This window comes from Paenibacillus sp. Y301, from assembly GCF_059445505.1.
Genome location: NZ_JCAIUL010000009.1, coordinates 128,070 through 147,637 on the forward strand (window position 1 = coordinate 128,070; position 19,568 = coordinate 147,637).

Consider the following 19,568-nt stretch of genomic DNA (forward strand, 5'->3'; position numbering starts at 1 on the left):
CTCCATCTCCTTAAATGTGTTGTATTTGTTCGTAATACATGTTCATTTGCATAAAACTCATACCAATCAGCGGAATAACAAGATACAGAAATATCAAGGCATACATGGGTGCAAAACCGATTATTCTTCCCCATCCTGCTTTCGTATCAATTATTTTCTCGTATTCTTGTTTACGCTGCTCGAAATAGAATGACATTTCACTCTCCAGATCATCAAACGCTTGAGCAATTGGGATTTTCTCTACGGCTAAGAGAAGCTTGTCTACAATACGTTGAAACTCTGCAAATAAAATGTCTTCCTTCAGTACATACAACGCCTTCTCTGCACCATGATCATAATGGAGAATACATCTTTGCAACGGGATTTTGAAGATCATAGAGAACCTTTCCATCCATTCCAACATCTCTTCCACGGACATGCGATCCATATCACGTAACATCGATAGAACGGTATGGAATTGATAGACTTCATGCTTCATATCCATCGTTCGTACTTTCTTTTGAAAATAAAGTAACCATAGCGGGAACTGGTACCCTATAATGCCTAGTAACACAGCCAATAAACATTCCCACCATTTCAGATATTCGGAATTATACTGTTGTAACTTGTCCAATATCCGTTGAACGTTGGTCACCAGATCCTCACTACTCGTTGCTTTATCCGCCTGTCCCTCCACTATTAACGCCACTTGATCATAGTTTGCTATAGCAGACATACCAACCTGCTCCATCACTTGCCGATCCTTAGTCGCTAATTGGTTACCCTCGTACTCCTGTTCTACTGACAACTGACCAAAGAACGCATTTGTGGAGACAGGATCTTCTAAAATATGTTCTCTTTCAGAATAGTGTAGGAACAACACTGTGGTTAAAGTAATCAAAAAGCTAAGAACAAAAAACATCATTCGGCGAATATAGAACCATTCCACCTTTAAATGGCTGTTCGTATCTTTAAGTAGCTTGATAACGGTATAGTAGGGTCTAGTTTGTGGTTTAGGCCCTATCAGAACAGCCATCCATCTGATCCAGCCGAAGGAATTTATGATTTGTTCCCATGATTTATGTTCTTTCCCAGCCCGGTATACAGTCTCATCGTTATGTTGTAACTTCTGAAGAATCATATACGCTAGAATAATGATGACAAATATCGAAATCTTAGTAATGTATCCTAGCTTACTCATGTAGAATTGATCCATGGCTGGAAAACTATTTCGTGCCCAACGTTCAATAGGCTTTGTAAAGAAAATAGGAGCCAGCGCAATTACATTAAGACCTTTCAATAAATAATCAAGTTTGTCTCTTCTCAGAATTTCGAGATGAATCTCCTTACTGAGACTGCTAAGTCCTTGAAGATAAATGGACCCGTGCTCTTTCACCTTGTCTCCAAATTCCATAATCATGTAAGAGATCCCCGCAAACGCCTTAATAAAACGATTGGGTGCCGCTTCGTAATATTTCTCAAGCTCCTCGTTTGGATTCTTAGAAGTAAGTGCTTCATAAATTTTACGAGTATGTAAGGCTACCTCATAACCAGCAGTTTCTGCAGCTTCATACAACGCTTCTTCTACCATGCCATGTTGATGATAGCGATGACGAACATCAGAGAAGAGGTCCACCATCTGTGATAACAATCTTCGTTCTAAGGCGTTAACATACATATCTACAATAAAACTGTTCATCACGATTGCCGCAATAATGACTGACAAAAGAAAACTTAAACTCTGATTAATAGTTAACAACATGATTACTGAACAGCCAATACTTCCAAGTACAGCGTAAGTCATCTTCATGCATTCATGACGTAAATGAAACTCATCGTAGGCATGGACGCCAGATAGCCTTTTTCGCATTCGTCTTATATAGCTTGATAAGAGCGGAAGCTTCATTCCTCTTGTATAAGATAATTGTAAGAAGGAATGATACCTCTCCTTGAACTTGAATTTATGAGTAAGTTCGTTACCATAAAGGACCGTTTGTTCGGCATTCTGTTCTCTACTCTTCATCCAAGCTAGAAAACCATATGTCATACAGAACATGACCAAGGTTATAATCAGGATTGTTGTTAATACAAAGTTAGCCGACATCACATTCACCCCAGTAATTCTTAGTGAATCTCTCGAAGGACATGGCATCTTCAGGGCTCATTTGCTCAACCATCTCATGGTAATTATGTTCAGAGATCGGATGCACGGCTACATATCCTCCATCACGATATTCAATGACATTACGTGAAGTAAAAGCGGTCCTATCTCCTACTCTTCGGTAGTACTCATTACTTAATTTCATGAACTGACCTACCATTTGTTTCATTGACCCATCACTCTCTGCCCAAGGCGGAAATGGTGGTTCTTCTCGAGGAATACATTCTGTAATTCGTTCAATATATCGATTACCATATGGATCCCGCTTCATATGAATATCGAAATTAATAACATGCACAACTTGCTGTTCTGCTATGGCTTCATTGTGAAACACCCCGCTTTTGAGAAGTGAGTTACGCAACGAATGAATCAAATCTCTAAACGTTTTGGCATGATGCGTAAATACGGTGAACAAACTTGCTACTTGCGACATTTGGATCATCCACGAAGCGACTTCATCACTTGCCACTTCACCAAGAATATTGACGGTTCCATCTGTTTTCTTCTGTAGATCCAGACCTGCTTGTCCCGATATATGCTCTGTCTCTCGAAAGCTTAATATGTTACGCCTACTATAAATTTTACGTAGATGGAGTTCAAATGCCATTTCCTGTACCCGTAGCGTATATGAAGCATAAATATATTGAACCATGGCCATTAACAGCGTTGTTTTACCTGAACCTTGGGCGCCAGTTACAGCTGTAATTCGACTACCTTTCATCAAATAAGATACAATTCCGATCGGCAGCTCTGCATTCTCTCCTACAATAAGTTGTTCTAAGGTTGCGTTGGGAACATCAAACTTCCGTACAAAGAAAGCCCATGATTCCGAGAATGGCGGTCTTACGACAACGACACGTGAGCCATCCTTCATTTCGTTAACTTTGTAACTTACCGCCTCTGACAATTGTCCAGGATAGTTGTATTTGTAAATGTTCTGACATACACGCTTCAACTCAAGCTCTGATCCAAAAGAAAGAAAGGCCATATGAATAGACTTTCCTTTATAAAATACCCACACACTTTCAATAGCTTTAGTCGGCATTTCACTTCGATCACTCATCTGGGATGTATACCAATCCAACTCAGAATCATAGTCCGTAACTCCATTAACGCCGCCACTTATGCCATCAATCCGCTGATCACGTAACTCATCTACTACGGAGAACCCCTTATATTCCTGATAGATACGTTGTGCAACGATGTCTACCTTCTCCTCGAATGACAACAACCGATACTCCGTGGAAAAAATACGAGAAATATCTTCTGCAACAATCGCATAGACAGGTTCATCTCCATAGTGAGGAAGGATCCTAGGTTCATCCAATTTATAACGCTTAAATAATTGAGATAATGCATCTTGATGAAATTGTTGTCCATATAAATAAAGAATGATTTCGAATTGATCTTGTGAACTTAATAAATGAATCTGCTCAAACGGAATAGCACCGTCAATATTGGTCTCGCTTAATCCGTAGCTCTTGATTAATAAATCACTCATAAATTGTTTTACATACTGCTTGTCATACAAGTCACCTGAGATACATCCCTTAAGTGCTTTCCGGAGTTCACTACGTTTGTTCAATCTACGTCTATATTCTTCTTCGTGAAGACCTAGATCTGACAACTGACTGTGCGTTAATTCATGTAGAGTCGCCTTAACAAATTCCGTCATTGATTCAATACTATAATGTTCATGGCCAGATGTAATTTGCGGCATGGGTCTACGAAGTTCTAGAAATTTAATATAAAGAAACAATGTAGCAAATAGTGTGATCAGACCTATTATAATGGCGTTTATAGTCGTTCCGAAGAGCATTTAAGCGCCCCTCTCCATCATTTTGATAGAAGAACTTAGGTTAAGCTGGTCCATAATATCCTTTGCCAAAGACCGAATACTCTCATAAAAAGGTGCCGCAGATTGATGACTATTCATATGTCGACTTCTATGTATAAACGGCAATACGGCCTGCATATTCCATGCATCTAGAAAGTCAGTCGAATAAGGAATCCCATGAATGGAACCTTTGAACTTAAATCTTCTCTTCATATTCTGTAATGTACAGTGAGAGTCACGGTCATATCTACCCACCACGATGATATATGGCTTATTATGAAGAGCTTCGGGCAGCTTTCCTCCTGAGAAAAAAGCTTCAAGTGCTTTAATGTTCTGTGTTAGACTGACGACGATTAGATCTGCATTATTAAGAAGCGCTCCATCTCCTTTGTTATCTAGATCTTCATTTCCACATCCAGCATCCATGAGTACTAGATCATAATATTCGTTAGCACATGAGAGGATCGACGGTAACAATGAAGGTCTATATCCCGGAAGTGTACCTTCCTTCTTTGCATTTCCAGTAACAAAGTCGAATCTTTCAGGCATTAACGGTATCGTGTAATCGCGGATATTCTCTTTATTTAGACGTCGGTTCAGACATAACCGTTCCAAAGCATCCATGCCACAATCATTAAATGAAACAAACGACTGATCTAATGCAACTTGGCCTGACTGAAATGCTCCCTCCACTCTCTCACCTACTGCTCCACCATGTCCGAGCAACATACGAACTCGATATTCCAACCCAATCATAGATGCGACAGAAATGGTATGTGCGGTGCTTCCACTTCCTCCTTGTAAAGGACTCCAAAATGCAACTGTGCTCATGCTTTTCTCCTTTCTGCTTTGTGTAGCGCACGCTTAATTTGTTTATGTTCAATCTCAGTAAGCTGTTCTACTAATGTACACAACACCCGTTTGTATCGCCTAGATAGTGGTTTGAGCCGCAGTTGACGTAAATGCTCATTCTCGATCCTTAACGCAACATCCAGCTCATCCCAAGGAATAATCGTAGACTCATTCACCCAGGTTACAGGCCATTTATCCACGGAACTATCCATAAAGGAACGATCTAATAAACAATCCACTGTTCGTAAATATATGAGTTGAAATGGGAGCCCTTTGAGCTCTGGGTGTTGGTGTATCCAATCGTTCATCCATTCTGCTCCTCTATGCAATGACCAAACCCCATACTCCATCGTCCATATCCTTGCATCTGCTCCTAACCAAATATTCACTGAACAGAACGATTCAATTTCAATGTCGTAGATAACATAATCATATTTATCTATTCCTTCTCCTTCATTTTGTAAATGCCTCTCCAGATCCATATGTGAAGTAAACCCGCATGCTACATCAAAATTAATAAACTCAGTAATAGCCAACGGACAATCCAATTGTCCAATATATAATGGATATTTATGTGTCAATGTAGCATCTACTAATAGAACTCTCTTATTGGTAGATGCTAGAATCATGCTCAGATAGAGTAGCAAATCACTTTTATCATGAATACCGGCAAACATCCAAGTCTTCAATCGTGTGTGTCTCCTTTCTCTTCATTACGGTGAAGGGTTATCTTGCGCATCTGAGAATATTTCTTCTGCGGGGGAATTCTGTGCTAAAATATCATTTTTCATTTCATTATCCGTGTTGGTAATAGTTGTGTTCTCCTCATTCATTTCTAATGATGTTGGTACTTCGGAAGAGTTAGAGGCATAATTATTCATTGTTTCTATAGTGCCTGTTCCAGTAACCAATGACATTCGTTCTAGATCGGCTTCTAAAGATAATCGAATGGATTCTGATAAATGCAGCTCTGCTTTGTTCACGATGTTGGGATCCTTAGCTATTAGTTTCTGAACTTCTTTATTTATAGGGTAAGTTGGGATAGCCTCATCTTGCATTTGTGGTTCAACATACGTTAAAGCATATAATGTAGCCTTATGCAGGTAGGCATCCACCATGGCGCTTGAGAACGTTAAGATTTCTTGTTCATTAAGTCTGATCCACATCGTTGGACTTAACAAATTATCAATTTTTTTCTTCGACAGAACGATGTAGTCTTGGCCTGTTGGAAATTGAATACGTACATCTACCACCTCGTCAATCTTAAGGTTCGTAGGAAGGTTAATAACGTTAATCTCTCTATTTCTCAAATCGGGAGAGGTCACTGCACCTTCAAAGAACATCGTCTTGGTCAAGGGTGTTCCTTTTCGGAGTTCAATTTTACTACTAGATCCTACAATGTCCTCATTGTTCGCAATTAAGTTCTCTGGAGAGGCCATGGGTGGTAATTTCACTGAGACCAGATCCTTCTGTTGTATCATCTGTCCTGCTGCAATATCACTTGAAGTTACATATCCACTAACCATGGATTGTTCCTGTTTATCTTGTTCATCCTTCATGACCTGAACCTTTTGTTCATACTCTAATCTCAGGTTTAATTGCTGCTTATTGGTGTCTCTGATGTTGTATATCACGTACCCTGCAAACATAATTCCCACAATAGCAGCCCCTGCAAGTCCAGAATAGATCAGGTTCTTACTACGCTGCCGGATCTTAGACATCGTCTTTCTCCCTTCTAGAAGTCATTCTCAATGCTATCCTAATCCGAATCGAAACCTTTTTCGTTTCACTAAGCCAGGTACAATGCCTTGAAATAGTTGATCCATCACTTTTTCCGTCTGATCACATCGATCAAAAGGATCCACATGTACAGGTAAGCTGTAGACTTTAGTAGTATTCATCTGTTTACGAAGACGTTGCACGGCATCCGGAGCTGCAAGAGGTAAACAATATACCCATTTGTTCTGAGGATATCTCCCAAGACTGTGTATGACATCATTCATATCCTGCATGCGCCATTCCGAACCCCAACCAACAAGAATTGGAACATCAGCCCTCAGAAACTCTTCCAATCGGTCGTTATCACGGTATGAACCCAAATCCATAACTACAAAACTGTAACTCCCCCCAAGTAATGCGATCACATTAGCTCTTGCAGTCTGTCGGTAATAATCTACATCCTCTACCGAGAATCGTCGCTCTTGTTGCTTCGTAACACTCGTTCTCCCTTCGATCACCTCCTGAATTCTAGTAAATGAAGAAGCGTTCATATTCATTTCAACGATGGCAACCTTGCTAAAAGTTCTAGCTAAATAATGTGCGATACAAATAGCTGTGTGTGTAGTACCAGCACCTGAACCGACGCCCATAACAGCAATCACTCGAGTTCCTATTTGTTCTGTAACTCTAGTCTGAGAAGAATGACTTACAGGTTGGTTATTTCTCATCCATACCTTGCTTACATCCTGTGCTGATTGATATCGATTATCTGGTGATTGTTGTAAGCATTTACGTATTACAGATATCATCTCTTTTGGGAAATCACTACGAACCTTAGATTCTATCCCATCCGTCCATTCGCTGGCCGTTCCTCCTGTGACTAGATATAAGAGTAAGGCCCCTAAGCCATATAAGTCCGATCGCGCATCACTCTGACCACTACCATATTGCTCGGGAGCTGCAAACCCGACTGTCCCAAGTTTCACCGTATCTTGATCCTTCTCTTGGTTGTAGTTACGTGCGATTCCAAAGTCTATTAATCGGACTTCTAGTTGGGATGTCAGCATGATATTGGATGGCTTAAGATCGCGAAAAATGATAGGAGGATCATGTTTATGTAGATAATCAAGTACATCTAGTACTTGTTCTGCAAGGGTAATGATAAAATCGCAACTTACTTTTCTATTATGACTACTGAAATACTTCTCCAATGTAACTCCTTGGATATAATCCATGACTAAATAGGCATGATCTCCTCCATGGGGTGGAAAAAAGTCTACAATCCGTGGAAGTCTTGGATGACTTAGTGTAATTAGAAGCTCCGCTTCATCCTCGATGTTGATTAGTTGCTGTGGAAAAGAAAAACACTCTTTTACAGCCCACTGTTTACCTAACAACTTCAGATCATCGGCCAAATAAACATGACTCATTCCTCCAGAACCTATCACATGATGGATCATGTATCTTCCACCAATGATATGCCCCTTTTGAAGGAAAGACCGTTGATTCATTATTTCACCTCCATGTAGCAACAAAAAAAAGGAAAGTATCCAGAAAAGTGAAGAAGCGGATTGAACCGATATTCTTCGAACTCTTCGGGATACTTTCCCTAATGTTGTTCTTTGGTTAATTTTGGAATTATCATAAATCATTACAAAGACACTTGTAAAGGTTTATTTTTGAAAAGTACGAGTAAATCGGATAAAAGTCATCAAATCAACGAATTCAACGCATTAATATTTAATCATATGAAGCGTTATCTCGTCCCGATTATGGAAGAGCTGCTTAGCATATTGTAATTGCATCTGATCTTCTTCAAATGATGCGATCACATCCTTGATCAATGCCATCGGCTTCTTATGCATAAGCTTAACTGTAACTATAGCTGTACCTCCAGGGGACAAACTATACAATAAATCTTTGACCAGTTTAACCATTTGCTTAGGACTCCAGCTCATATCGCATACAATTAGATCAAATTGATTATCACGGAATTTAACTACTGAAGCATTCTTACGCATAATTTTTAATTGAGAGTTATTCACTAATGAATCATGCATCTTCGCTGGATCAACCGCAGTCACATGAATTCCACGTTCAAGTAAGAACGATGTCCATCCCCCCGGTGCAGCACCTATATCAAGAGCATGGCGAAAAGCAGTGAAATCAATACCGAAGGATTTCTCCGCCTCTAGTAACTTAAATTTAGCTCGAGAAATCTGACCTTCTTCCCGTTGGAAACGAACAGCACCACCATTCCAATCCGAAAGATTATCCTTAGGCAGAGATATGCCCGCATAAATATGGTCGGATGATACAAACACAGACAGAATCCATTTCGCATCTTGAACCGTGAATTCCGCGTGTAGGTCTGCCAAATCTACAAGTAGTTGTTCTCTAAGTGCACCCGCACTTTGTTCACTTAGGCTCTTTTCGGATTTACGTACTTGAAGTGAAACACTCGCTCCCTGTAGTACATCTTGACGCAGTAGAACTTCCTTCAACTCAGATAATCCTTCATTCAATTGATCAGCCGCAATCTCAAAATCTACAGGTTGAATGTGTCGAACAAAGATAGGTGCTTGTTGCGCAATCATATTCGCCACTTCGTCCCATGAATATGCCACGCTTACCAAAAACACCTCACCGGAGATGAGAACCGTACTTTTGACACTTCCGAACAAGCGTCGCAATTCCTCTTGGGCAAATGGCGCGAACCCATGATTTGCGGTACAAATAAACTGTGATTGTCGTTGTTCTTGTTGCTCTTGTTGTTGTTGTTCTTCTTCACTAATATTTACTTTAATATCATCCAATTCGGATTAACCTCCAGAAGTTACCTTGATCCAGGGACGTCCACCGTCCCATTCCAGTTCCACTGGAATCTCATAGGTACGCATAATCATTTCTTTATTTAGAACTTGTTCTTTAGGTCCCGCTCCAGCCAGCTTACCATCTTTAATGAGTGCAACATGGGTAAAGAGTGGAACAATTTCTTCTACATGATGGGTAACATAAACAACTGTTATATCTCTCTTGCGCAAACGATCTACTTCAACTAACATTTTTTCCCGTTCAAATAGATCTAGACCTGCACAAGGCTCGTCCATAATAAGAAGTTTAGGATTTGCCATTAAACAACGAGCCAGTAATACCTTTTTACGTTCACCTTGAGATAATGTACCTAATGAATGCTCTGACAATCGCGCCATGTTCATCTCTTCTAATAAACGATATGCATTCTCTTTTACCTCTTGCGGAATGACTTCATAGAAGCGCAAGTATGCATACGCACCTGTTGCTACAACTTCCCACACCGTATCTGTCGCGGTAAATCGATCTAATAGTGAAGGACTGATATACCCAATGCTTTTGCGTATTTCTCGAATATCGCATTGTCCATATACATTCCCCATTACTTCAACTCGACCCCTACTTGGAAATAAATAACCCGTCATCATTTCCAGAAGAGTTGTCTTCCCAGAACCATTTCGACCTAAGATCGCCCAGTTCTCGCCACTCTTAATCTCAAGCGATACATCATCCAGTATAATATCATTCTCTCTTTGAAGAGTAATATGTTGCATGGATATCATTACATCACACTCCTAATAGCTTCTAACAACTCCTCCACAGATCCCATACGATAGCGAATACTAGGTGGGTGTTTACGATTCGCGTCCATTAGCAAGAGAGCAGGTACACTTCGAATTTGATACTCCTGAGCGATCTGAGGCATCATGTTAACATCCGCCGCCGATAGTATATCCTCAGGAAGTAAGTGCTCCGTAATCTCTAACATCCGTCGAGCAACCTTGCATGTTCCACATAGTGGTGTATACAGAAACACAGCTATCGGTCTACCCTTCTCATTCATTTGGGTACGTAACTCTTGTTCATTAAGAGTCAACATGTAGATCAGAATCCTTTGCAATACGGAGTAATACCTTATCACTCATCGGTCCATTGTGGAGAATCATCCCCGCAGGTTTATGCTCATATAACATCTGATACATCTCCTGTTTCCCTGACAGACTAGAAGTATGGAGATACACTTCGCGTGGATACAAACCTTCTCGAATGAGCGCAGCCACTACATCTCCACCACACATGTTACTATCGAAGCCAAGCTCGTAATCTAGAGATAAAATATCTACTTCACATTCACGAAGCATCATTAAACATTCTTCTCCATTGCGTGCTAAGGAGAATCCTTTAGGACAGCGACGATAGTCATCTAAATACAAATGAATCACAGTCATCATCCTTTTCAATAGTTTCACAAATCCTCATTTAAAGTAACTACTCACATCGATGTCCAACGGAGGACTTTGGCAATATCCTCTTTGTGTGTACCATCTTCACCGACTTCAGTCTCCATCACGATCGCTACATGATCCATGCCATGGAAGGATAATAGCTCTTGCAAAGCCGGCTCTCCAATATAACCCTCTCCTACACGCGCATGTCGATCTTGACCAGAACCGTAAGGAAAACGTGAATCATTGAGATGAACGGCAACGAGGTTTTTCCAATAATCCAATGTTACACCTTTATCGAATAACAATTGACTAACCGAAGTATCCCATAATCCTGCTGTAAATGCATGACATGTATCGAAGCAGAAGCTAATTTTCTCAGGATATTGGGACAAACTTCGAATATTAACCATTTCTTCAAGCGTAGTTCCCATCATATGCCCATGTCCCGCTTGATTCTCAATTAATATCTTTGCCTTTCCTTCCCAAGAGGTGAGTACCTTATTAAGACATTGTAATATATTTTTATACCCTTGTAATGGCTCAATCCCTTTATAATGACCAAAATGAACCACGACCCCGAGTGAACCGCAGGCTTCAGCGATGTTCAAATCATTCTGTATAGAACTCACAGTAAGATTAAACAACGCAGGATCATCACGCTCATCAATGGCTAAATTAACGGGATAAGGAGTGTGCGCAATACTAACGATATCCGCTTCTTCACAAATTAACTTACACCTTGCAGCGTCTCTAGCATCGAATTCTTTAATATGCAAACTCCGCGGATTCTTAGGAAAATATTGAAAAGATCGAGCCCCCATATCCATCGCTCGACGCGCCGCTTTAGCATAGCCACCTCGAATACTGATATGACTTCCAATCTTCATGTTATTGTTCATGCTGACAAGTAGGGCAATAAAATGTTTTGCGTCCATTCAACTCTACTTTAACTACGAGTCCTGCACATGTACCACAAGGTTCACTTTCACGATCATGTACTTTGAATTCTGATTTATAACTCCCCGTGTGGGTGTCATCTTTCATCACTGGCATGTCAATATAACCACCAGCTTCGACTGCTTTACTTAGAACAGATTTCATACTTGTATATAATCGGTCTATCGCTTCTGGCCCCAAATCCTGCACTTTTACCGATGGCAACAATCCTGCATCATAAGCAATCTCATCCGAATAACGATTCCCTATTCCAGCAATAATATTTTGGTTCACGAGAAGTGTCTTTAATGAACCACGACGACCTTTGACAATGCTCGCGAATCGATTGCTGTCCATTCTACGATCCGTCACTTCTGGACCCAATTGACCCAGAACTTGTTCTACTTCTTTCGCAGATAATAAATGCACATAACCTAGACGTAGGCCGATGAAATATAATGTAACCTCTCCAAATGAAATTTCCACTTGTGTATTGCGTTGAGGGAGATCCTCGTTCGTGCCCATATATAAGAGTCCACCAAGCATAAGATGGACTAACAATCTACGACCATTATTTAAATGGAAATTCAGATATTTACCCCGACGCTCTACAAAAATAACTCTTGTGTTCAACAATTCGGAGATAAACATATCTCCTTCCATATTAATCGACTTCTCCCTATTCACTTTTACATTCGTGATGGGTATGTTTAATATTTGGTCAGAAATTAGTTTGCGATAGTTTTCCATTTCCGGCATTTCTGGCATGTGGACTTCGACCCTTTCATGTGTGAGAATAACGATTTAAATTCAAATTATTGAAATACTTATCATTTAAGAAGTCAGGAGTTTTATAAGCTCATGCAAATCTTTACAAATGGTATCCGGTTCTACTCCTGTAGTCTGTATATGCTGCTGTAAGTTATTATCCGTCGTAATTCCTGTAAGAACAAGAATCGTTTCGCAACCAGCAGCTGCACCTGCAGCAATATCGGTACGCATATTATCACCAATCACTATGACTTCAGATGGTTTCATCCCTAGTATATCCGTTGCATAAGTCATTAAGTGACTGGATGGTTTACCAATGACAATGGGCTTCACACCACTCCCAGCTTCAATTGAAGCCGAGATTGTGCCCGCACCTGGGATTTGCCCATGATCTGAAGGAAGAAGTAAGTCAGGATTCGTTAGAATGTATTGTGCGCCTTCACTAATCCAACGGATCGCTGCAGCTAAAGATTGGTATGTAAAATTCCGATCAATACCTTGAACCACATATTGTGGTGACACCTCAACTTCTTGCAAACCTGCTTCAGCTAGTGCTTGACGTAGGCCATCTTCCCCCAGAATTGCTACCCTTGCCCCAGGTGATTCTTCAGCAATATACTTTGCGGCAGCCTGTGATGAAGTACAAACATCTTCAGGAACAGCTTGTATGCCCATCCCATTTAATAGAGCTGCTACATCTTGTGCGGTTCTCGATGAGTTATTGGTTACGAACAGATACGGGATATCCATGGATTTTAACGTATTAATAAGTGTATCTGCTCCTGAAATCATATGTTCCCCATGATATAACGTGCCATCAAGATCAATTAATAGGCCTTTAGATGTTTTCATATGATAGAAGCATCCTTTCAATGGAGAGTACACATCAGCTACCCTCCATTTAATTAATGGTATTAGTATTTAATCTCATTTCTCAAAAACATATTACCTGTATCTTTCTATTCCCACAGTGGGAAATGTATCATTAGGAAATAAACACAGAAAATTAACTTAGCATTACTTTATGACAATCGAAGGTTTAAAGAGCACATTTAGCATCACTTCTACTCAATATTCGTCACATAGTATCGAAGGATCACCGGATTTTCTATGAATACCATGGAATCCTGTGTCTAAACCTGCGCTTTCCCGGAAAATAATTCAAGAGTTTCTCCAGAGTTATACAACTCAATTATCTCATTGAATCCGTTCAATTGGAAGAATGTGAAATTCTTCTGCTAATATTGTGTTTGGAAAAATGGATTGCGCTTCTTCAAGAAGCCCACCTAGCTGCTCCATATCTTTATATCGTGAACTAAAATGAGTCAGTACGAGACATTTAGCTTTGGCCTTCATAGCAGCAGTAGCCGCTTGAACAGCTGTGCTATGATGGTATTCGTAAGCCGTATTTACCATCTCATGAAGGAACGTGGCTTCGTGCACAAGTATATCCGCATCTTGTGCTAGAGTGATAACGGTAGAACATGGTCGAGTATCACCAAGAATGGTAACCACTCTTCCCTTCTTCGGTAGTCCTAATACTTCTTCAGGTAGTAGAACAGAGCCATTCTCAAGTTCAATACTCTCTCCGTTCTTGATCTTCCCATACACAGGACCCGGTTTGATTCCGAGCGATTCTAGAAGTGCAAGGTTAAGCGTTCCTATACGTTCCTTCTCCGTCACACGGTATCCATAGCTATCAATGCGATGCTCCAATAGTTCGGATTCAACCACAAATCCCTGATCTTCAAAAATAACGCCGCCCTCATGCTCCACGACATCTAAATCATAATCCAATCGAGATTGGCTCAACTTCAATGTGGTGTCTAAAAATTCTTTAATACCCTTCGGTCCGTATACCGTTAATAATGACGTTCCGCCTTGATTATTTCGACTCGCAAGTAACCCTGGAAGACCAAATAAATGGTCTCCGTGTAAATGCGTTATAAATATTTTCTCTAACTTACTTAGCTTCAATGGTGATTTTAGAATTTGGTGTTGTGTAGCCTCACCGCAATCAAATAACCAGAAGCTTCGTCTTTCTTCATATAAACGCAATGCAATGGAGGTTACATTGCGTTGAAGCGTAGGAACACCTGCATTCGTACCTAGAAACATTAAATCCATATGTCTAAATCAGCTCCCTTTAACAACCTGCATAAGGTCCTCCGAAAATATCGGAGGACCTTATACAGACATGTCCTGATGGTATTTACTTCATAGATTACACTTTTTATAATTTTTCAACGTTGAAATATTGAGCTTGTGGATGACTAAATACCATTGCTGATACAGAAGCTTCCGGCTCCATCATGAAACCTTCTGTTAACTCAATACCAACATCTTCTGGTTGTAGTAGCTTAAACAACGGTCCTTGATCTTCAAGATCAGGACAAGCCGGATATCCAAAGGATACCCTAATTCCTTGATAACGAGCCCCATGTCTTTTCTTCATTGTCATGTCTGCTGGATCAGGGAATCCCCATGAATCACGCATCATATGATGAATACGTTCAGCAAGTCCTTCAGCAGTTTCTAGAGCTACTGCCTGCAACACATGTGAACGAAGATAGTCCCCTTTATCTTTCCATTCAGTTGATAATTGTTGAACACCATGTCCTGCAGTAACAATAAGGAATCCAACATAATCCATAGTACCACTTTCTACAGATTTCAAGAAATCTGCTAAACATAGATACGGTTCTACCTTCTGTCGAGGGAACGTAAATGTGTGTAACACTTTCGCATGATCTTGTGGATCATAGATAATGATATTATTCCCTTGTGATTGTGCCGGGAAGAACTGATATATGGCATGTGCCTGAATAATGGCATTCTGTCTTGCCTCATCCAGAATAGTATCAACTGTTTCCTTTAGTTCTACAGCCTTCACATTTCCTTCAGCCAATAATGTTTCAACTGATCCCCGTAAGCCTAGATGGTGCCCCAAGAGCATCTGCATATTCACATAAGGGATAATGTGATCTATCGGATAATTACGTAGAACGTGACGATCCGTATCCGGTGGAATAATGACAGGGTTATCTGTTGCAATATTAGACTTCATTGCTCGTGTCAATTCCGGTAATGGAAGTGTAGCAACACTAGCAGATTGGATCGCCTCTTGCTCAGCCTTCGATTCTGCCAACAAAATTTCGCGTTGTACTGGATCCATGATCTTATTCGCTGTATCTAGTCCATCCATAGCATCTTTTGAATAGAGTACCATCCCATTATACTCAGGATTAATTCGTGTTTTGGTGAACTTACGTGTAAGGGCAGCTCCACCTACCATGATCGGAACATCAATCCCAGCGTTCTTCAAATCCTGAGCTGTAATCACCATCTGTTGTGCAGATTTCACAAGTAACCCAGATAAACCGATAATATCAGCCTTCTCTTCACGATAAGCTTCAATAATCTTTTCCGGTGGTACTTTTATACCCAAATTAATGATCTGATAACCATTATTGGAGAGAATGATCTCAACTAAGTTCTTACCAATATCATGCACGTCACCTTTTACAGTGGCTAATATAATCTTCCCTTTAACACTACTCTCATTCTTTTCCATGAAATCTTCAAGGTAGGTAACGGATGCTTTCATGACTTCGGCACTTTGTAATACTTCAGCTACAATCAACTCGTTATTGTTAAAAAGTCGACCCACTTCCGCCATTCCATCCATCAGAGGACCATTAATAACTTCAAGTGCAGAGTATTTCTTGAGTGCTTCACTCAGATCTGGAATAAGTCCTTCCTTCGTACCTTCCACAACATAAGAGGCAAGACGCTCTTCTAAGGAAAGATTCGAAATCGCCTCTTTTTTCACAACTTTCTTTTCTCGAAAAGCAGCTACAAAATCAGCCAACGTCTGGTCACTTGTTCGGAAAATCAGATCTTCAGCAAGACGACGATCTTCTTGAGATATGGATGCATATCTCTCTAGTTTCTCTGTGTTCACGATAGCATAATCGAGCCCAGCCTTAGTACATTCATACAGGTATACTGAGTTCAATACTTCACGGCCTGCATCTGGTAACCCGAAAGAGATATTACTAAGTCCTAGTATCGTTTTTGTCTCAGGATACTTTTCCTTAATTAACTTAATACCTTCGATGGTTTCAACAGCAGAACCAATATATTGCGGATCACCTGAACCTACAGGGAACATGTTAGGATCAAATATAATGTCTTCTGGTTTCAGGCCATACTTATTCACAAGAAGATCGTAGGAACGGCTTGCTACTTCAAGTTTAGCTTCCCGTGTTACCGCTTGCCCACGCTCATCGATTAAGATACAGACCACTGCTGCTCCATATGAATGAATAAGTGGAACTATTTTCTCAAACTTTGATTCACCATCTTCAAGGTTAATGGAGTTAATTATCGCTTTCCCTTGAGAATACTGAAGACCTAGTTCGATAATATGATCATACGTAGAATCGATCATGAGTGGCGCTTTGACTTTCTTAGCAACCATAGGAAGAAACTGATTCACAGCAAATTCCTCATCAATATCTGTATCCTGTAAGTTAATATCTATAATCTGAGCTCCGCCTTTAACCTGCGAACGTGCTATTTCGGAAGCCTCGTCAAATTTCTCTTCCTTAATCAATCGTTTGAATTTCCGCGATCCTGAAATATTCGTCCGCTCACCGATCATGATAGGACGATTATCTGGCTCTATAAAGACAGCATCAACCCCTGAGACTGCTGGTGGATGTTCACCATATACACGCCGCGGTTCATACTTCGAGAGGGTCTCTGCCATCGCTCGTATATGATCTGGAGTCGTTCCACAACAACCTCCTGCTATGTTCAACCATCCATTCTCAGCGAAAGCCGCGAGCTTAAGTGAGAGTGACTCAGGTGACTCGTGATAATTCCCGTCCTCATCTGGTAGACCTGCATTTGGATAACAACTAACAGCTGTTTTGGCCATTGCAGCAAGTGAGCGAATATGATCACGCATGAACTCAGGTCCTGTAGCACAATTGAGTCCAATCGAAATCGGATTAAGATGTTCTAATGATATATAAAAAGATTCAATATTCTGTCCAGCCAATGTGGTACCCATCGGTTCGATCGTACCCGATATCATAATAGGAAGTGACACACCTGTATGTTCAAAAGCCTGACGAATACCGATACTTCCAGCTTTTACATTCAGCGTATCTTGACTCGTCTCTAATAGAAGCAAGTCCACGCCACCTTCGATTAGTGCAATGGCTTGTTCTTCATAAGATTCGATTAGTTCTTTAAATGTAACCCCGCCTGTGACGGACAACGTCTTCGTCGTAGGTCCCATAGCCCCAACAACATAACGTGGTTTACTTTCCGTACTATATTTATCTGCAGCACGACGTGCGAGTTCCGCCGCCTTCAAGTTGATCTCCCGAGCCTTTTCCGGTATATCATAATCAGCGAGTACAACGGATGTTGCACCAAATGTATTCGTCTCGATCATATCTGCACCTGCATCCAGGTACTTTTCATGAATTCCTTCAATGACATCTGGACGTGTAAGAACTAACATCTCATTACAACCATCCAACGCTTCTCCACCGAAATCTTGTGGTGAGAGATCCTCTTGTTGGATCATCGTCCCCATAGCGCCATCCATTATGAATATTCGTTCTTTTAAAGATTCTTCTAGGCTCTGTCTATTCAACTTTATCCCCCCTGCAAAACGTTAAATATTAGTTTAACAGAATACCTAACAATAGAAAAGGTAACTTTAGTCGGATTACACTAGATAGGAGAAGGTTTTCTATAAATCAATGATCGACAAAGAAAACAACCTATACTATAATACATATTAAACCAAGTGGGAAAGAAGGGTTATAAATGGCTGAAATCGTTATTAGAAACACGAACGAACGTATCACTGGAGCGGATAATGTACGTGCTTTTTTAAATAATCAGGAAGTTATTTATGAAAGTTGGGATCCAGCTAAGTTACCCGCCGAATTACATAATAATTTTCTACTAACAGATGACCAGAAAGAAACCATTCTACAAACTTATGATGCAGAGATTCAAGACTTAGCTACTCGTCGAGGATATAAAATTTGGGATGTCATTACACTTTCAGATTCAACTCCGAATCTCACTGAGCTTCTCACTAAATTCGAAGAAGTACATACACATTCAGAAGATGAGATTCGTGCCATCGTATCAGGAAAAGGTATCTTTGTAATCAAAGGTGCTGGAGATCTTGGATATTTCGATGTTGAATTATCCCCAGGGGATGTCATCTCTGTACCTGAGAACACCAATCATTTCTTTACATTAATGGATAACCGTCAGATTATAGCCGTACGTCTCTTTATTGAAGAGAATGGCTGGGTGTCCTCACCAGTAAATGATCCTGATTTTATAAAGAACTAATCCCTATATTTCTAATACAACAAAGACAACCCAGTCTTCCACTTAAGGAGGGCAGCGGTTGTCTTTTTTTCTAAATAACTATGTAGTTGTACTTAATTCGTAACTGTAATGACTTTCTTCGGCATCGTATGCATAGCCCCAACCGTCACATGAGACGTGATGCTATATGTATCAGCTTGTACAAAACTTGTCTCAACCGTATACTTCCCTTCCCCTACATGATTTGCTGGTATTTCAACAGGTTTCCCGTTGGTAGCCGTAGGCACAATCTCAATGATGACTTTATCTGCATCCGTTACTTTCTTATTATCCTGGGTCACTACAGCCTCAATCACAACTTTCTCATTCACTTTAACTTGATTAGGTTGAATGTTTAGTTCTACGTTCACGAGAGAAAATGATCCATTGCTCTCCATATCCATCCCCGCATGATTGGTATTATGATTACTGCATCCAACAACTACTAATAGAAGTAGCATAAATAAACCCAGCCCCGCTAATGTTCTTCTCATGTTTTCCCCTACCTTTCTTGTTACAGCCGCAGATAAATATGAATTTGAACATACACTATAAGTCACATAACAGTATTATAAAGCCCAAACTAGTTTAGAACGAGTGATTTATTCACAATATTGTGACATTTGTCATACGTAATAAC

General features: G+C 40.3%; 17 protein-coding genes. 1 reads left to right on the plus strand and 16 read right to left on the minus strand.

Annotated elements, in window-relative coordinates; translation table 11 throughout:
• Positions 1-10: 10 nt before the first annotated feature.
• The 15 genes from AC1D69_RS16530 to metH form a co-directional block, all read right to left on the minus strand.
• Positions 11-2,083, minus strand: a complete 2,073-nt coding sequence (locus AC1D69_RS16530; protein WP_495457247.1) for a hypothetical protein — start codon at positions 2,081-2,083, stop codon at positions 11-13.
• Positions 2,073-3,959 (minus strand): pilus assembly protein CpaF, encoded by a 1,887-nt coding sequence (locus tag AC1D69_RS16535; protein ID WP_495457248.1) that lies wholly within the window; start codon positions 3,957-3,959, stop codon positions 2,073-2,075. The genes AC1D69_RS16530 and AC1D69_RS16535 overlap by 11 nt, the downstream gene beginning before the upstream one ends.
• Complete coding sequence (locus AC1D69_RS16540; RefSeq protein WP_495457249.1) at positions 3,960-4,808, minus strand: hypothetical protein; 849 nt, start codon at positions 4,806-4,808, stop codon at positions 3,960-3,962.
• Positions 4,805-5,518: a hypothetical protein gene (locus AC1D69_RS16545; protein WP_495457250.1), complete on the minus strand. Its 714-nt coding sequence runs from the start codon at positions 5,516-5,518 to the stop codon at positions 4,805-4,807. The genes AC1D69_RS16540 and AC1D69_RS16545 overlap by 4 nt, the downstream gene beginning before the upstream one ends.
• Before the next feature lie 24 nt (positions 5,519-5,542).
• The gene (locus tag AC1D69_RS16550) at positions 5,543-6,550 is read right to left on the minus strand and encodes an SAF domain-containing protein (RefSeq protein WP_495457251.1); all 1,008 of its coding nucleotides are present in this window, start codon (positions 6,548-6,550) and stop codon (positions 5,543-5,545) included.
• 33 nt (positions 6,551-6,583) lie between these two features.
• Positions 6,584-8,059 carry a serine/threonine protein kinase gene (locus tag AC1D69_RS16555; RefSeq protein WP_495457252.1) on the minus strand — a complete coding sequence of 492 codons (1,476 nt, stop codon included), beginning with the start codon at positions 8,057-8,059 and terminating at the stop codon, positions 6,584-6,586.
• Between the two features lie 222 nt (positions 8,060-8,281).
• Positions 8,282-9,355 carry an SAM-dependent methyltransferase gene (locus tag AC1D69_RS16560; RefSeq protein ID WP_495457346.1) on the minus strand — a complete coding sequence of 358 codons (1,074 nt, stop codon included), beginning with the start codon at positions 9,353-9,355 and terminating at the stop codon, positions 8,282-8,284.
• Between the two features lie 15 nt (positions 9,356-9,370).
• Complete coding sequence (locus tag AC1D69_RS16565) at positions 9,371-10,144, minus strand: ABC transporter ATP-binding protein (protein WP_495457253.1); 774 nt, start codon at positions 10,142-10,144, stop codon at positions 9,371-9,373.
• Positions 10,144-10,461 (minus strand): thioredoxin family protein, encoded by a 318-nt coding sequence (locus tag AC1D69_RS16570; RefSeq protein WP_495457254.1) that lies wholly within the window; start codon positions 10,459-10,461, stop codon positions 10,144-10,146. The genes AC1D69_RS16565 and AC1D69_RS16570 overlap by 1 nt, the downstream gene beginning before the upstream one ends.
• The gene (locus AC1D69_RS16575) at positions 10,448-10,804 is read right to left on the minus strand and encodes a cyclic-phosphate processing receiver domain-containing protein (protein ID WP_495457347.1); all 357 of its coding nucleotides are present in this window, start codon (positions 10,802-10,804) and stop codon (positions 10,448-10,450) included. Before AC1D69_RS16575 ends, AC1D69_RS16570 begins: the two co-directional genes overlap by 14 nt.
• Positions 10,805-10,854: 50 nt before the next feature.
• Complete coding sequence (locus AC1D69_RS16580; protein ID WP_495457255.1) at positions 10,855-11,709, minus strand: deoxyribonuclease IV; 855 nt, start codon at positions 11,707-11,709, stop codon at positions 10,855-10,857.
• A complete protein-coding gene (locus AC1D69_RS16585) occupies positions 11,699-12,514 on the minus strand; it encodes an Fpg/Nei family DNA glycosylase (RefSeq protein ID WP_495457256.1) in 816 nt (271 codons plus the stop codon). Before AC1D69_RS16585 ends, AC1D69_RS16580 begins: the two co-directional genes overlap by 11 nt.
• 66 nt (positions 12,515-12,580) lie before the next feature.
• Positions 12,581-13,369, minus strand: a complete 789-nt coding sequence (locus AC1D69_RS16590) for a TIGR01457 family HAD-type hydrolase (RefSeq protein WP_495457257.1) — start codon at positions 13,367-13,369, stop codon at positions 12,581-12,583.
• Between the two features lie 345 nt (positions 13,370-13,714).
• Positions 13,715-14,644, minus strand: coding sequence for a ribonuclease Z (gene rnz / locus AC1D69_RS16595; RefSeq protein WP_495457258.1), 930 nt, complete (start codon positions 14,642-14,644; stop codon positions 13,715-13,717).
• A 106-nt stretch (positions 14,645-14,750) separates the two neighbouring features.
• A complete protein-coding gene (gene metH, locus AC1D69_RS16600) occupies positions 14,751-18,143 on the minus strand; it encodes a methionine synthase (protein ID WP_495457348.1) in 3,393 nt (1,130 codons plus the stop codon).
• Between the two features lie 224 nt (positions 18,144-18,367).
• On the opposite strand from metH, the gene AC1D69_RS16605 reads away from it, so the two are divergent.
• Positions 18,368-18,910, plus strand: coding sequence for a cupin domain-containing protein (locus AC1D69_RS16605; RefSeq protein WP_495457259.1), 543 nt, complete (start codon positions 18,368-18,370; stop codon positions 18,908-18,910).
• A gap of 92 nt (positions 18,911-19,002) precedes the next feature.
• On the opposite strand, the gene AC1D69_RS16610 is transcribed toward AC1D69_RS16605, so the two are convergent.
• Positions 19,003-19,422 carry a FixH family protein gene (locus AC1D69_RS16610; RefSeq protein ID WP_495457260.1) on the minus strand — a complete coding sequence of 140 codons (420 nt, stop codon included), beginning with the start codon at positions 19,420-19,422 and terminating at the stop codon, positions 19,003-19,005.
• Between the last annotated feature and the right edge of the window lie 146 nt (positions 19,423-19,568).

What these genes read in the sequence shown, in the direction of transcription:
- AC1D69_RS16550 (WP_495457251.1), bottom strand. Translation starts at nt 6,550, where the DNA reads ATGTCTAAGATCCGGCAGCGTAGTAAGAACCTGATCTATTCTGGACTT.
- AC1D69_RS16555 (WP_495457252.1), bottom strand. Translation starts at nt 8,059, where the DNA reads ATGAATCAACGGTCTTTCCTTCAAAAGGGGCATATCATTGGTGGAAGA.
- AC1D69_RS16530 (WP_495457247.1), bottom strand. Translation starts at nt 2,083, where the DNA reads ATGTCGGCTAACTTTGTATTAACAACAATCCTGATTATAACCTTGGTC.
- AC1D69_RS16565 (WP_495457253.1), bottom strand. Translation starts at nt 10,144, where the DNA reads ATGATATCCATGCAACATATTACTCTTCAAAGAGAGAATGATATTATA.
- AC1D69_RS16590 (WP_495457257.1), bottom strand. Translation starts at nt 13,369, where the DNA reads ATGAAAACATCTAAAGGCCTATTAATTGATCTTGATGGCACGTTATAT.
- AC1D69_RS16580 (WP_495457255.1), bottom strand. Translation starts at nt 11,709, where the DNA reads ATGAACAATAACATGAAGATTGGAAGTCATATCAGTATTCGAGGTGGC.
- AC1D69_RS16605 (WP_495457259.1), top strand. Translation starts at nt 18,368, where the DNA reads ATGGCTGAAATCGTTATTAGAAACACGAACGAACGTATCACTGGAGCG.
- AC1D69_RS16610 (WP_495457260.1), bottom strand. Translation starts at nt 19,422, where the DNA reads ATGAGAAGAACATTAGCGGGGCTGGGTTTATTTATGCTACTTCTATTA.
- AC1D69_RS16535 (WP_495457248.1), bottom strand. Translation starts at nt 3,959, where the DNA reads ATGCTCTTCGGAACGACTATAAACGCCATTATAATAGGTCTGATCACA.
- metH (WP_495457348.1), bottom strand. Translation starts at nt 18,143, where the DNA reads ATGGATGGCGCTATGGGGACGATGATCCAACAAGAGGATCTCTCACCA.
- AC1D69_RS16570 (WP_495457254.1), bottom strand. Translation starts at nt 10,461, where the DNA reads ATGTTGACTCTTAATGAACAAGAGTTACGTACCCAAATGAATGAGAAG.
- rnz (WP_495457258.1), bottom strand. Translation starts at nt 14,644, where the DNA reads ATGGATTTAATGTTTCTAGGTACGAATGCAGGTGTTCCTACGCTTCAA.
- AC1D69_RS16540 (WP_495457249.1), bottom strand. Translation starts at nt 4,808, where the DNA reads ATGAGCACAGTTGCATTTTGGAGTCCTTTACAAGGAGGAAGTGGAAGC.
- AC1D69_RS16585 (WP_495457256.1), bottom strand. Translation starts at nt 12,514, where the DNA reads ATGCCAGAAATGCCGGAAATGGAAAACTATCGCAAACTAATTTCTGAC.